General features: G+C 42.0%; 11 protein-coding genes and 2 tRNA genes. 5 read left to right on the forward strand and 8 right to left on the reverse strand.

The annotated features are described in order from the left end of the window. Positions 1 to 369: 369 nt before the first annotated feature. The 4 genes from IM509_RS07680 to IM509_RS07695 all read right to left on the reverse strand — a co-directional run bounded on the left by IM509_RS07680 (position 370) and on the right by IM509_RS07695 (position 2,515). A complete protein-coding gene (locus IM509_RS07680) occupies positions 370 to 591 on the reverse strand; it encodes a type II toxin-antitoxin system HicB family antitoxin (protein ID WP_002744564.1) in 222 nt (73 codons plus the stop codon). A 2-nt stretch (positions 592 to 593) separates the two neighbouring features. Beyond that, complete coding sequence (locus IM509_RS07685; protein WP_072926196.1) at positions 594 to 821, reverse strand: type II toxin-antitoxin system HicA family toxin; 228 nt, start codon at positions 819 to 821, stop codon at positions 594 to 596. A 64-nt stretch (positions 822 to 885) separates the two neighbouring features. Beyond that, positions 886 to 1,581 (reverse strand): metal ABC transporter ATP-binding protein, encoded by a 696-nt coding sequence (locus IM509_RS07690; RefSeq protein ID WP_072926171.1) that lies wholly within the window; start codon positions 1,579 to 1,581, stop codon positions 886 to 888. 10 nt (positions 1,582 to 1,591) lie between these two features. Continuing rightward, positions 1,592 to 2,515 carry a metal ABC transporter solute-binding protein, Zn/Mn family gene (locus IM509_RS07695; RefSeq protein ID WP_185237261.1) on the reverse strand — a complete coding sequence of 308 codons (924 nt, stop codon included), beginning with the start codon at positions 2,513 to 2,515 and terminating at the stop codon, positions 1,592 to 1,594. Between the two features lie 526 nt (positions 2,516 to 3,041). Between IM509_RS07695 and mfd the strand changes: the two genes are divergently transcribed. Beyond that, positions 3,042 to 6,524, forward strand: coding sequence for a transcription-repair coupling factor (mfd, locus tag IM509_RS07700; RefSeq protein ID WP_185237262.1), 3,483 nt, complete (start codon positions 3,042 to 3,044; stop codon positions 6,522 to 6,524). 339 nt (positions 6,525 to 6,863) lie between these two features. Here the strand turns inward: mfd and IM509_RS07705 are convergent. The 3 genes from IM509_RS07705 to IM509_RS07715 all read right to left on the reverse strand — a co-directional run bounded on the left by IM509_RS07705 (position 6,864) and on the right by IM509_RS07715 (position 9,993). Next, positions 6,864 to 6,950, reverse strand: a tRNA-Ser gene (locus tag IM509_RS07705). Between the two features lie 116 nt (positions 6,951 to 7,066). Beyond that, the gene (locus IM509_RS07710) at positions 7,067 to 8,164 is read right to left on the reverse strand and encodes a glycosyltransferase family 4 protein (protein WP_185237263.1); all 1,098 of its coding nucleotides are present in this window, start codon (positions 8,162 to 8,164) and stop codon (positions 7,067 to 7,069) included. Then, positions 8,164 to 9,993: a tetratricopeptide repeat protein gene (locus tag IM509_RS07715; RefSeq protein WP_185237264.1), complete on the reverse strand. Its 1,830-nt coding sequence runs from the start codon at positions 9,991 to 9,993 to the stop codon at positions 8,164 to 8,166. The genes IM509_RS07710 and IM509_RS07715 overlap by 1 nt, the downstream gene beginning before the upstream one ends. Before the next feature lie 405 nt (positions 9,994 to 10,398). Here IM509_RS07715 and IM509_RS07720 point away from each other — a divergent pair, with 405 nt between their 5' ends. After that, positions 10,399 to 11,676: a M16 family metallopeptidase gene (locus tag IM509_RS07720; RefSeq protein WP_052276666.1), complete on the forward strand. Its 1,278-nt coding sequence runs from the start codon at positions 10,399 to 10,401 to the stop codon at positions 11,674 to 11,676. A gap of 3 nt (positions 11,677 to 11,679) precedes the next feature. After that, positions 11,680 to 12,939, forward strand: coding sequence for a M16 family metallopeptidase (locus tag IM509_RS07725; protein ID WP_052276667.1), 1,260 nt, complete (start codon positions 11,680 to 11,682; stop codon positions 12,937 to 12,939). 52 nt (positions 12,940 to 12,991) lie between these two features. On the opposite strand, the gene IM509_RS07730 is transcribed toward IM509_RS07725, so the two are convergent. Then, positions 12,992 to 13,063 (reverse strand) — tRNA-Asn (locus tag IM509_RS07730). Positions 13,064 to 13,211: 148 nt separating this feature from the next. Between IM509_RS07730 and IM509_RS07735 the strand changes: the two genes are divergently transcribed. Together IM509_RS07735 and IM509_RS07740 are read left to right on the forward strand one after the other, a co-directional pair. Then, entirely contained in the window at positions 13,212 to 13,685 is a 474-nt protein-coding gene (locus IM509_RS07735) for a hypothetical protein (protein WP_110579412.1), read from the forward strand. 217 nt (positions 13,686 to 13,902) lie between these two features. Then, positions 13,903 to 14,262 carry a hypothetical protein gene (locus tag IM509_RS07740; RefSeq protein ID WP_052276669.1) on the forward strand — a complete coding sequence of 120 codons (360 nt, stop codon included), beginning with the start codon at positions 13,903 to 13,905 and terminating at the stop codon, positions 14,260 to 14,262. The last annotated feature ends 303 nt before the right edge of the window (positions 14,263 to 14,565 follow it).

Genomic DNA, 14,565 nt, shown 5'->3' on the forward strand with positions numbered 1-14,565 from the left:
ACAAGATCAGCTCAAATTTTTCAAAAATTCGGTAGGTTGGGTTAAGGAACGCAACCCAACAAATTAAAAGATAATGGTGTTAATTCGTTTTGGAAAGGGGATATTTTCTGTGTAGAAATGTTGGGTTTCCTTTCGTCAACCCAACCTACAAGATCGGCGATCGCACTGGGAAACTGTTGATCCGTCTGAATCATCGATCGCGTCTGGTTACTGTCAAGAATCACTGACCAGAATAGTAGCACGCGAGGATGTGTTAGCGTAACGCAGAATAATTACAAATTCGTCATGATTAAAAGCAAAAAAGCGCGTTAAGTAACTATTTTTTAAGTCAAGACGGCAATTAGCGACCACAATTCCCCCAAAAATGCTCTATACAGTGCTTAATGCTTTGATTTTCGCTATCTCTGTTTCTAAGTTGGGAAGTTTTTGATTATATTTTTGGGCTGTTTCTAACCATAAATCTTTTACCATCAGTAATTCTTGTAGGGTTTCTTCTAAGGTTTCACCCTGAGCCAAACAGCCAGATAGTGCTGGAATTTCAGCGACAAAACCGCCTTCTTCACAGGGATAAATAATAATTGGATAATTCATCTTTAGTTGTCTCCGATAATTTCAAGGACTCGACGAATATAAACAGATTTTACTTTTTTATTATGAACAGGTATGACCAAAATAATATCATTTCTTTTAAAAATGTGATGGCTACCTGTAATTCTATCAAGGGAAAACCCTTCTAATTCTAGCAGTTGACAAACATCGTTGAATCTTGCGTTATTAGGACTATTCTTGAGTAGTTCTAGTAGTTTATCCCTTTTAGACACGAGTGAATGCCATTCAACAATGAGCTTGAGCAAAAATCCATTTTAACCCAAAGGGAGAAAACTTTTAACAATACACTTGTTCTAACATAGCGGTAGTGAGAGATTTTTGGCCGTGATAATAGAGACGACGATTGAGACAACCGATCGATTTAACATAGGTAGATAGGGTTCCCAGATCATGGGAAATAATTAAAATGGTCATCCACTCATTCAATTCTTGCAACAGGGAAAAAATACTAGCACGCATTTGGGGATCGACACTGGCAGTGGGTTCATCTAAAATCAAGAGACGGGGTTCTACCGCTAAAGCGCGAGCGATATAAACCCGTTGGCGCTGTCCTCCCGAAAGTTCAGCAATCGATCTTTTTTTCAACCCTAACATCCCCACACTATCTAAAGCTTTATCTACCCTTAACTCATCTTTTTTACTATAGCCTTGCCAGAGTTTTTTGCTGCTCAATCTCCCCATTTTTACCACCTCACCCACAGTAATGGGAAATGAGCGATCGCATTCGACAAACTGCGGCACATAACCGACTAATTCCCTACCTTTTTGGACATTTTGTCCCAAAATCCTGACTTCTCCCCGCCAAGGTTTAATTAATCCCAGTAAAACCTTGAGGAGGGTAGTTTTTCCCCCTCCATTCGGGCCAATAATTCCCAGAAAATCCAATTCTTCAATGGTTAAATTAATATCTTCGAGGATGGGTTCCTGTTCGTAGCCGGTCCAGAGATTACTAATGGTAATGATCGTTGACATATACAAACAATTACTGATTTAAAACTGTGGCCATTTTTTGGGAAACTTGTCGCAGGTTTTCACTCCAATTTTGAGCAAAGGCACTGATAGGGATTACCTCTCCCCCAATTTCCCTAGCAATAGTTTCGGCGCTTTTCTGACTAAATTCTGGTTGAGTAAAAATAACTTTAATATTCTCTTTTTTTGCCTGTTTGATTAGTTGACCTAACTGGGCAGCACTGGGTTCATTACCGTCGATTTCGATCGCAATCATCTCTAAACCGTAATCTTGGGCAAAATAGCCCCATTCGGGATGAAATACCATAAATTTTTTGTTTTTAATCCCTGCCAAGTTTTGCCGAATTTCTTGATCTAATGCGTCTAATTCCTGACTGAATTTTTCCAAGTTAGCCCGATAGATAGCTTCCTGACCCGGATCGAGTTGTGCTAGGGTTTGATAAATAGTCTTTGCTTGTGCTTTGACTCGTTTTGGTGATAACCAAATATGGGGATCTAGGGTGTTTTTTCTAGCTTGATCTGTTTTTGCCTTGGCGTGATCATGATCGTGATTATGTTCTGCTGTCAAAGGGATTTTATCTACTCCTTGACTGGTATCGACGATTAACATCTGTTGGTTAACACTGTTTAAGCGATCTTTCCAAGCATCTTCTAAGGATACACCGATTTTAAAGTAGGCTTGCGATTGGGCTGTGGTTTTTAATTGTTCGGGTTTTGGTTCATAGGTGTGGGGATCTGTCCCGGGTTGAATCATGGCATTAACACTGACTCTATCACCGCCGATGCGTTTGACGAAATATTCCTGCGGTACGATACTCACTGTCACCTGTAAGGGTGTCTTTGCTTCCTTTTCCTTGACCGAGGAATCGCTACAAGCTGTTAAGCTGGCTATAGTCATTGTTAAAGCGATCGCTGTTAACTGGAATTTTTTACCCATCGGAGTTAACTGAGTCTGATTATGATTCTCATCTTATCACAGTCGCTGAGAATCGTTATCATTCTGAAAATATCTCGGTATATATGTACTAATTTTTCTGCCTTCGATCTTTTGCTGGCAATTAAAAAATTTTTTCTTGCCAACCAACGCTTGACATGATATTATATAGATAATGGAAAATCCGTGCGCCTGCGACCCCCCTCTGGTCAGGTCAAATAAAGCCCAAAAAAATTAACCCCAAAAAGTAGTGGGTGAACTGAAAACTCACATCTGATAACTGATCACTGATAGGCTGTTGACTAAGTAGGGAGGCACAATTACTTGTAGGATGGGTTAGCGGTAGCGTAATCCCTGGGGGTGTTGGGTTTCATGCTTCAACCCAACCTACGTTCATCTTGCTAAGACTGCATCGGAGTGCCAGAGTTGGGAGCAGGGAGAGGAAGCCTGAGCATTTGTACTAAAAATCCCAAGAGGCAGTATAAATTCAGTAGAGCTTAACTAAAAACCGAGCGCCGATCACTAAAAAATGACTTTTGCCTCCGTTATTCGCAACATTGAAAAATCGCCTTTAACTGCCGAACTTATCCAAAAACTGGAGAAAAACGGCAATTTAACCCTAACTGGCCTTGCCCGCTTACCGAAAGGATTAATAAGCACAGCTTTCGCCCGTTGTCAAGGAAAAAATCTTTTAATTATTTGTGCCAATCTAGAAGAAGCGGCACGTTGGGCGGCACAATTAGAAGCAATGACGTGGAAAGGTGTTTTCTTTTATCCCACCTCGGAAGCTTGCCCCTACGAGAGATTTAATCGGGAATCCGAGATGATTTGGGGACAGATGCAGGTATTATCGGCAATCAGTCATCAAGATGCCGGAATTGCGATCGTTACCACCGAAAAGGCCCTGCAGCCCCATTTACCCCCTAGAGAGGTTTTCGAGCAATATAGCGATAATTTTGAGGTAGGAAGGGTTATAGAAGCCAAAAACCTCGATCTAACCCTAGCTAGATTAGGATATCAACGGGTTTCACTGGTAGAAACCGAAGGACAATGGAGTCGTCGCGGCGATATCGTTGATATTTTCCCAGTTTCGGCCGAATTACCGGTCAGGTTAGAATTTTTCGGCGATGAATTGGAAAAATTGCGAGAATTTGACCCTGCAACCCAAAGATCTCTAGATTCTATCCCCAATCTGCTTCTTACTCCCACTAGCTTCGCGGCGATGATTGCCCCTTCTCTCCCCCCCACAGTGGCCGATTATTTGGAGGCTGAAGATCGAGAAAAATTGGCTAATGGCATTTATCCAGAGGGAATTGAGCGATTTTTAGGCTTGTCCTTCCCTCAACCTGCCTCTTTATTGGATTATCTCCCCGAAAATACCCTGATTGCTTTTGATGAACTGGAAAGCTGTCAAGCTAGAAGCGATCGCTGGATAGAATATATTGGGGAACGCTGGCAAGAGATAGAACCAGCTTTACCGCAAATTCACCGTTCTTTTGGCGAATCTTTGGAAATATCGGCCAAATTTCCCCATCTCTACCTCTCAGAAATAGACGATCACCTCTCCGAAAATAGCCTTAATCTCTCCAGTCGTCCGATTCCCACCAATCCGGGGCAATTCGCCAAACTAGCGGAAATTTTACGGGGAAAAAGAGAGATTTATAGCGGTATTAAACTAAATAAGTACGCTACATGGTTAATATCTGCCCAACCCTCCCGCACAGTCTCGTTATTACAGGAACACGACTGTCCGGCCCAATTTATCCCCAATCCCCTCGATTTTGGGGCGATCGAGCGGTTAATAATTCAAAACACTGCTACAGCCCTAAAATACTCAGGATTAGCTGAATTAGAAGGTTTTATCCTCCCCACCTATCGTATAGTCGTCGTTAGCGATCGAGAGTTCTTCGGACAACATCTTTTAAATACTGCCGGGTACGTCCGCAAACGTCGGCAAGCAGCCTCGGTACAGGTGGATGTGAATAAACTCCGTCCCCTCGATTTTGTAGTACATAAACACCATGGCATCGGACAGTTTATCAAACTAGAAAAGCAGGAAAGCACAATTAGCGGAATAGTGCAAGGTCGAGATTATCTAGTTATTAAGTATGCCGATGGATTATTGCGGGTTCCTGCCGATTCTGTTGATAATCTCTCCCGTTATCGTCATACAGGTAATCAAGAGCCAGAATTACATAAAATCTCTGGCAAAGCGTGGGAAGCGACGAAAGCTCGCGTCAGGAAGTCGATTAAGAAGTTAGCAGTTGATTTAATCAATATTTACGCCCAACGCGCCCAAAAATCGGGTTTTGCCTATCCGATGGATAATCCCTGGCAGCGGGAGTTAGAGGATTCTTTTCCCTACCAACCCACTGCTGATCAACTGAAAGCGATACAGGATGTGAAACGGGATTTAGAAAGCGATCGCCCGATGGATCGATTAGTCTGTGGGGATGTGGGTTTTGGTAAGACAGAAGTGGCGATTCGTGCTATTTTTAAAGCTGTCACCACGGGTCATAAACAGGTGGCTTTATTAGCACCAACAACGATTTTAACCCAACAACATTATCACACCCTGAAGGAACGTTTTGCTCCCTATCCCATTAATGTGGGTTTATTAAATCGTTTTCGCACCAATTCCGAGAAAAAAGATATCGTCCAGCGCTTGAAAACGGGGGAATTGGATATAGTGGTGGGGACGCAGTTGTTATTGAGTAAAGCGGTGGAGTTTAAAGATTTAGGATTATTGGTAATTGATGAAGAACAGCGTTTTGGGGTCAATCAAAAAGAAAAAATTAAGGCTTTTAAAAGTAATATTGATGTGTTAACCTTGAGTGCGACACCGATTCCCCGGACTCTTTATATGTCCCTTTCTGGGGTGCGAGAAATGAGTTTAATTAACACACCTCCCCCCTCTCGTCGTCCCATCCAAACCCACCTTTCTAGTTATAATTCTGATGTGATTAGAACGGCAATTCGTAATGAATTGGATCGGGGGGGACAGATTTTTTATGTAGTACCCAGAATCGAGGGAATTGAAGAAAAAGCGGCAGTAATTCAAGGGATGATTCCTGGTGCTAGAATTGCCATTGGGCATGGTCGTATGGATGAGGCCGAATTAGAGACCACCATGTTAGCTTTTAATAATGGGGAAGCGGATATCTTAGTTTGTACGACTATTGTGGAGTCGGGGTTAGATATTCCCAGAGTTAACACAATTATCATTGAAGATGCCCAAAAATTCGGTTTAGCGCAACTCTATCAACTACGGGGACGGGTGGGGCGATCGGGAGTACAAGCGCACGCTTGGTTACTTTATCCAGCTAAGGGAGAACTAACAGAAACTGCTCGGGAAAGATTAAAGGCAATTCAAGAATTTACCCAGTTAGGATCGGGGTATCAATTAGCGACTAGGGATCTGGAAATTCGCGGTGCGGGTAACTTATTGGGTGCGGAACAATCGGGACAAATGGAAGCGATTGGTTTTGATCTATATATGGAAATGTTACAGGAAGCTTTGCGGGAAATTCAAGGTCAAGAAATTCCTCAAGTGGAGGATACCCAAATCGATCTGAAATTGACGGCATTTATTCCTAATGATTATATATCCGATCTGGAGCAGAAAATGGATGTTTATCGGGCGATTGCTACTGCCAATTCTCAGAAAACTTTAGGACAAATTGCCGCCGATTTAGTGGATAGATACGGAGCAATTCCTTCCCCAGTGGCACAATTATTTAAGGTAATCGAGTTAAAACATCTGGCTAAATCCCTCGGGTTTTCGCGCATTAAACCCGACGGAAAACAGCATATTATCCTAGAAACTCCCATGGAAGAACCAGCGTGGAAATTATTACAAGAACACCTACCCCAACATATACAATCACGCTTTGTTTATGGTCCCAAACAGGTGACAGTTAGGGGTTTAGGAGCGGTAAAACCGCAACAGCAGTTAGATAGTTTATTGGAGTGGTTAGCTAAGTGTAAAGATGGTTTACCCACGAGGAATTAGACTAAATCCTGTTTGAAAAGTATAAGAGACTGGGAATTATCAATTATAAATTATCAATTATGAAGTGGGGAGCGGGAATTATCAATTATAAATTATCAATTATGAAGTGGGAAGCGGGAATTACCAATTATGAATTATGAAGTGGGGAGCCGGAATTATGAATTATAAATTATGAATTATGAAGTGGGGAGCCGGAATTATGAATTATCAATTATGAATTATGAAGTGGGGAGTAAGGGAGAAGATAATCGATAAGAGTAATCTCCTGAATTCAGAATCCTGACTCCTATACTCTAACTGCTATCAAAAGCACCTCATAGACATGAGGTGCTTTGGGAACGGAGAGAGAGGGATTCGAACCCTCGTTAAAGTTACCCCTAAACAGCATTTCCAGTGCTGCGCCTTCAACCGCTCGGCCATCTCTCCAATTGAGGTCACGATCATCCATCCTACAGCAAATGCTGCCGATCTGTCAAGTTATTTTTCTTTTTCCGAGGATGACCGATCAGGTTATACTTCATCTGGACGGGAAACCCTGTCAGTTAAGCATACCCTAGATATTGATTTAAGATTGCGGCTGTAGCTAGACCAGTTTTTTGCCAACTAAACTCATTGGCTCGTTTTTTGCCTAGATGACTTAATTTTGACTGTAATTGTCGATCTTGAGCGATAATTTTCAGGGCATCGGCCAGGGACTCGACTCGATAGGGATCGATTAAAATTGCCGCTGTTGCCGTGACTTCGGGCAAAGATGACAAATTTGAGGTAATGACGGGTGTACCGCAGGCCATAGCCTCTAAAACGGGCAATCCGAAGCCTTCCCAGAGACTGGGGAAGACTAAAGCAGTGGCTTGACTGATAACTTTGGGTAGGTGATCGTAGGGGATATAGTCGAGAAATTTAATGCGATCGCTAACTGCTAATTCTCGCGCTTGTTGTTGTAAATTGGGGGTATAACGGCGATCAAAGCTGCCGGCAATCCAAAGATGATAATCGGTTAAATCTGGGGGCAGTTGGGCAAAAGCGGCGATTAAACGCGGTAAATTTTTATAGGGATTGGGACGACCGAGATAGAGAAAATAGGGCTGTTCTGGCTTATTATCTTCCATAGGACGAAAGTGATGATGATCGTAGGCTAGGGGAATAGAAGTAATTTTATCGGCGGGAATTTGATAATATTCAGTGATATCTTTGGCCGTTGCCTGAGAGTTACAGATAATATGTTTTGCCTGTTCTAATACCTGCGGCACATAATAACGGAAATATTGGGTTAAGGGGGAAGTAAAACTGGGAAACCGCAGGGGAATTAAATCGTGGACCATGACGACAAAGCGACAGGGAGAATTTATCGGCGCTTCCGGAAGGGGAGAAAAGAGTAAATTCGCCTTTAATTGTCGGTAAATTGACGGTAACTGCCACTGAGTCCAGAGTAAGCGTTTTAAATGACCTTTCGCTCCTCGATCAGGGCCGATACCTTTGGGGATAGAATAACAGTTAAAGTCGGGATAACTATTAGCTGTTAGTAGGGTTGGTTCTAAATGTTTCAGGTAGGGTAAGAGGTTAAGAATGTAGGTACTGATTCCCGTGGGTTGGGGAAAAAGTACCGAGAGATTAATTAATAGGTTATGCTTTGTATTCACTAATTACCCTGTTGATATTTGCTGAGGATTTCTGAGATATATTGGTAGCCTTCCAGTCCAATAGATTTAATCAGGGAGGAACGTTCCTGACTGAAAGTCTGCTCAAAAGCTGCGATATTTTTGCCGCGAATAACCGTTAATAGACTAGCAGCTTGTCGCCATTCCACTGCACCGATTTCGTGTAGCCAGTACATTCCTAGAGAACCCATATAAATTGCCTGTTCAAAATTTTTGTCTTGATAGTAAGCTTCCCCTAAATAAGTTAGTAATAAACCTTGCAGATATACATCTCCGTAGTATTTGGCCGATTCCAATCCTTGTAGGAGAATATTAATCGCATCTTGGGTTCTTTCGAGGATAATATATGCTAAACCTAAACTGCTACAACAAAGGGATTTACTCTGCCAATCTTGGAGACTTTCTGCTAACTTTAATCCCTGCTGTAAATACTCGATCGAAGTTTGATAAATTTCGGGATCATATCTCTCTAACTGTTGCGCTTCCTGTACCTGACTATAACCCAAATTAGCTAAAGCGTTAGCCTGTCCTAAACTATTACCCTGTTGACGACTTAAAATTAAAGCTCTCTGACTTAAATTAATCGCTTCTGTATAGTTTTTCTGGATAGCATTGAGACGAGATAAATGGTTTAAATTAGCTATTTCACAAGCATAATCCTGCTGTTGACGAGCAATTTCTAAAGCTTGTTCATGACATTCTTTGGCCTGTGGATAGTCGCCACGAATGCGATTAGAATAGGCAATTAAAGTTAAAATTCTCGCCTTTTCTCCCGTACCTTCCACATAACGCAGAGGAATTGATAAATAATCTAATGCTTCCTTGAGATAACTGCCAGAAAAGGAGGCAAAAATTCCTCCGTATAAAGGAAAATAATCCCGTTGAGCAAAGGTTCTCAGAATTTGTAAAGCCATCTGAAAACAGCCGCGACTATAGAGGGAATTTTTACTAACTTGCTCGAAACTATTGGTTAACAGTGACCAAATTAAAGCAAAGGTGAGAAAGGTAGAAATGGATAATTTAGCTCCCAGTTTTTCGCTATAGATACGCTGATCAAAAAAGTTAATTAGTCCCCTTTGGATATATTGAAAAACAATAGCATTTTCTACCCAATCGGTTAAAGTTAAATCCTGAGTAAGAGAATCAAAAGCTTGTTGATTAGCTAAACTTTCTAAGACTCGTTTTAACCAAGAGGGATTAACTTTACTTGCCCAAATTTGCCAGGGTGTCACTCGCTCATTATCATTAGTAAAGCCAAGATGGCGATTTTGTTCGTAGAGCCAACTGGTGAGATAACTCGATAAATTTGACCAAGTATTTAACCCCAGATTAATCCCCGTGGCAATTTGCCATAAATCCGCTTCTCCCCGCTGCTGAGAAACTGTCTGTAAATGCTTGGCTAACTGTTGTAATTGTTCTAGGGTTAAAGCATTATTTTGATTGGGATCGATTAAATTTACTAAAGTCAGTAAACGATCCTCTCGATCGATTTTCACCAGATTATCGATCGCCGCTGCAGTCAGAGAATTTTGCTGATTGGTTTTTTGATATTTTTCCCATTCACTTTCGATCGTTTCCAGGGCCCGCAAAACCCTAGTCGCTTTAATTTTTGTTTCTAACTGTGAGCGAGTAACGATGATTTGTTCGGTTAAACAACGCTCAAAAATTTCTCCTGTGCCATTTTTTACTCCCTCGGACAAAAGGTTATAAACCTGTGATTTAGCCCTAATTTTTCCTTCCAAAGTTAGATTGACAATGCGCTCAATTAGTGCATTATAAGTTTCGTTGAAGTTATCTCTATTTTCTGTCATAGGAGGTTTTTCAGTTATCAGTAAACAGTAAACAGTAATCAGTGAACCGAAAACTCATACTAAATCCTGTTTAAAAAGTATAGGGGAGTGGGGTGTGGGGAGAAACAATTCATAACTTGAGAGTCAATCACACTATTAAAAACGGATTTGGTATCACACTAAATCCGGTTATTAAAGACTGATTATTTATTCTCCCTTTTGCATGAGTGCCTTTTGCCTGTCTTGATATGTAGCCTATACTCAACGGATTTAGTATCACATCTGATAAATGATCACTGATCACCGATAAGGCTGATATTTGGGAGAATTGTCTAGAAATCATGACAAAAGTTTTTTAATGGTTGAGCAGGCAAGAGATAAGATAACATATGTATAGAATTTAACAAAAAATCTGGTTAACGGACATTGATCAAGTCGATAGCGCAGTGTCAAACAAGTTCTTTTCCCGCTCAGGTATGGCAATTAGATCACGGCTTAACCGTAATTCATCAGTATTTACCCGTGACTCCTGTGGTGGTGGTGGATGTGTGGGTGAAAGCAGGTGCGATCGCTGAACCCGACCCATGGTTAGGTATGGCCCATTTTCTCGAACACATGATCTTTAAGGGGACAAAAAAACTTCCCCCCGGACTCTTTGACTATTTAATCGAAAATTGTGGCGGAATGACCAACGCTGCCACCAGTCACGATTACGCGCACTTCTATCTCACCACCAGTGTGGATCAAATTGAACATACCCTACCCCATCTGGCCGAAATTCTCCTCCATGCTGAGATTGACGATGAGGAATTCTATCGGGAAAAAGATGTAGTCTTAGAAGAATTGCGGGCCTGTTATGATGATCCCGATTGGATTGCCTACCAAACCCTCTGCGGAAGTATCTATCAAAACCATCCCTACGGACGCTCTATTTTAGGCGATCAACCCCGTTTAGAGCAATTAACCCCCAATCAAATGCGCTGTTTCCATCGCACCTATTATCAACCAGAAAATATGTGTGTGGCGATTATCGGGGGAATTGAACCCCAACCAGCTTTAGAAATTATCCGGCAATCTTTTCGGGAATTTCCCGTCCCCTCAGAATCTCCTGCGAATCTAGTGGCTGCCGAACCCCCCCTGATCGAAATTCGTCGTTCCCAAGTATATTTACCCCACCTAGAACATTCTCGTCTCTTGATGGGATGGACTGGACCGGGATGCGATCGCCTAGAAGATGCCTTTGGATTAGACTTGCTTTCGGTAATTCTTGCTGGGGGACGCTGTTCGCGGTTAGTGCGACAGCTGCGGGAAGAAGCGCAAATCGTCCTCGATATTAACAGTAATTTTTCCCTGCAACGAGATTCCAGTCTCTTTACCATCGGCGCTTGGCTATCTAGCTCACAAATCGGGGCAATTGAAGCTATTATCTGTGAACATATCCAACATCTGCACGATCATCCCGTCACCCCCGCAGAATTACACCGCACTCAACAGTTATTAGCTAACGATTATATTTTCTCCACAGAAACCCCGGGCCAATTAGCCGGACTTTATGGATATTATCAAACCCTGAGAGCTGCCGACCTAGCAACGATCTATCCCCAAGTTATCCAAAGTTTGCAACCATCAGATCTACAACGTCTGGCTCGTCAGTATCTCTCCCCGGAGCGATATGCTATTACAATAATGCAACCCTGTGAATAAACGATGTCCGCTTCCCCCATTCACCGCTTAACCTTAGAAAATGGCATCACCCTTTTAGTGGTGGAAAATACGGCCGTGGAGTTGGTTGCAGGGAGGATTTTTCTTAAAAATGCGGGTACTCGTTGGGAAAAAACCGAAAAGGCAGGTTTATTTCGTCTTTTAGCTGTGCTGCTCACCAAAGGTACAGAAAAGTTATCTTCCCTAGAAATTGCTGATCGGGTTGAGTCCACGGGGGCCGGTTTAAGTGCGGACACGGGGACCGATTATTTTGTGGTTAGTTTAAAGACCGTTACCAAGGATTTTCTAGATATATTGCGTCTAGCGGCGGAAATTATTCGTTTTCCCAGTTTTCCACCCCCAGAAATCGAATTAGAGAAAAATCTCACCCGTCAAAGTATTCGCTCTCAATTGGAACAGCCTTTTAATGTAGCTTTTAATCAATTACGCGCCGCTATGTACCCAGATCATCCCTATGGTATGTCTTTATTGGGTACGGAGGCAACGGTTTCGCAATTGCAACGGGATGACCTGCTGGCCTATCATAGTCGCTTTTTCCGTCCGGATAACCTGGTGATTAGTCTTTCTGGCCGTATTACCCTAGAGCAAGCAGTAAAAGCAGTGACGGAAATTTTTGGCAGTTGGTCAATTCCCGATCTTCCTTTATCTAGTTTACCTCCGGCCGCTTTTGATTTTCAGCCCACCTGTTTAACTACCGTCCAAGCTAGTCAACAGGCGATCGTTATGTTAGGATACCCCGGGTCTTCTGTACAAGAGGATGATTATCCCGTTTTAAAATTATTGAGTACCTATCTGGGGAATGGGTTATCTAGTCGTTTATTCGTGGAATTGCGAGAAAAACGGGGATTAGCCTACGATGTTTCTGCTTTTTATCCCACCCGTCTCGATTCTTCCCAATTTGTCATTTATATGGGAACTGCACCCCAAAACACAGCGATCGCAGTGTCGGGATTGCGTCAGGAAGCAGAAAGGTTATATAAAGTAACTTTGAGTGAGGAGGAGTTACAGTCAGCTAAAAATAAGTTATTGGGTCAATATGCTCTCGGTAAACAAACTAACGCCGAAATCGCTCAATTATACGGTTGGTACGAAAGCTTAGGTTTGGGGATTGAATTCGATCGCACTTTCCTGGATTCTATTAATCAGATTACTGCCGAACAAGCGCGATCGGTAGCCAGCAAATATTTTCAAAATCCCTACATTTCTCTCGTCGGTCCAGAAAATGCGATCAACGAAATTCTCTAGCAAGAGCAAAAAGCGGCAATAAGAAACTATTGCCGCCTCTATTTTCGCTTAACTCCCCGGGTGGGATTCGAACCTACGACCAATCGGTTAACAGCCGACCGCTCTACCACTGAGCTACCGAGGAACGTTACTCACAATTAATAATTATAATCATAAGTCCCTCAATAATGCAAGTGCTTTCTGGATTTTTTCTCAAAAAAATTTTCCGGTGCAGGTAGCGGTGGGCGGAGAATCCACTATTGTGGAGATAAGGACACCATTAAGTCTAGTCTATGCTTGCCCATCACCGCCGTCCCGTTTCCTTCTGTCTGCTCTCGACAGATCTACCCATCCTCTCCACTTTAGACACTGCCGCTACCCTCTACCAAAAGGATCGCCACCGGTTTCATCTTCTCCTCAATCAACCCCCAGTGGCTCTCGCAGAAATAGAGACACTTAAACCCGAAAATAATCAAAATAAATTAATTTGGCTAGAAATTTCGGCCAATCGGGTAATTATGACCATGCAGGGCCAGGGAAAATTCGCCTATCGTCATTTTTGGGAGCAAGGGGTTTTTGGTGTCAGTCGCTACTGGTTAAATGCCGAAAGTCCTCAACCGGGTTACGCTTTTCGCCTCCGCAACTATACCCGTAGTCTCAAATTAGAGGGGAATAATTTCCCCGAATATTTGCGTCTAGAGTACGAATTATGGTCAGATAACCTGATTTTAGGTCATTATGTCCTTCATTTGCAAGTACACCAATAAATCGGGTTGGCTGAATAGAGCTAAAAACTTTGTGGGATAAAACTTTTAGGCTTTTTGTCCTCAAAAAGTGCCAGCCGGTGGCAAAATTTAGGCACTTTTTCCCCGAAAATTAGGTAATTGTCGGGTGGATTCAAGAAATTAGTCCTACACTAAACTAAGAGCCGTATAAATAGACCGTTAGACAGAAATCGATAAATACACTATTGTCGTATCAATTATGAAATCATTTCTCATCACAGTAGCTGGCATTGTCCTTAGTTTTGTTGCATCTTTATATGGTACTACTTGGCTTGCTATCTTTTCGACTGTGATTGCTTTGATAGGTGCATACGCCCAATATAAGGATGCTTCACCATATGAGTTTGTTTTCAATGACAGATCATGGGAAGAGGGAGAAGGAAATTTCAATCTGGTGATTCATAGGAAGAAGCATAAAAAGGTCAATCCAACAGTTACAGTCTATAAGCTTCAAGATCAAAGCTACGAGTTAATTATATGTGACATCAAGGCAGATAAAAACGACGCAATTATTATATGTTCGGTTTTTCGTTTCAATGGCAAAGTAGTTATAATATAAATGATGTTATAATCACACATACTCCAGTTGGCCGTAGGGTGCGTTCCCTAATGCAAGTCCTGCTACTCCAGCGATTGCTTTTGGGGAACGCACCATGCACATTGATGGAAACTGTGAAGTTAGAAGCATGAAACCCAACCCCCGATCATGTTACGTTACCGCTAACCCATCCTACAAATAATTGTGCCTCCCTACTTATCAAAAAAATGTTTGATATTATGCTTGAAATTTCTAAAACCTCTCTTCAAGTATTAGGCAGTGAAATATTTAATCAGATAACCAAAAGTAAATAACTAAAAACAA

Origin of the sequence: Microcystis sp. M31BS1 (genome assembly GCF_020245285.1) — a bacterium.
GTDB lineage: Bacteria > Cyanobacteriota > Cyanobacteriia > Cyanobacteriales > Microcystaceae > Microcystis > Microcystis panniformis.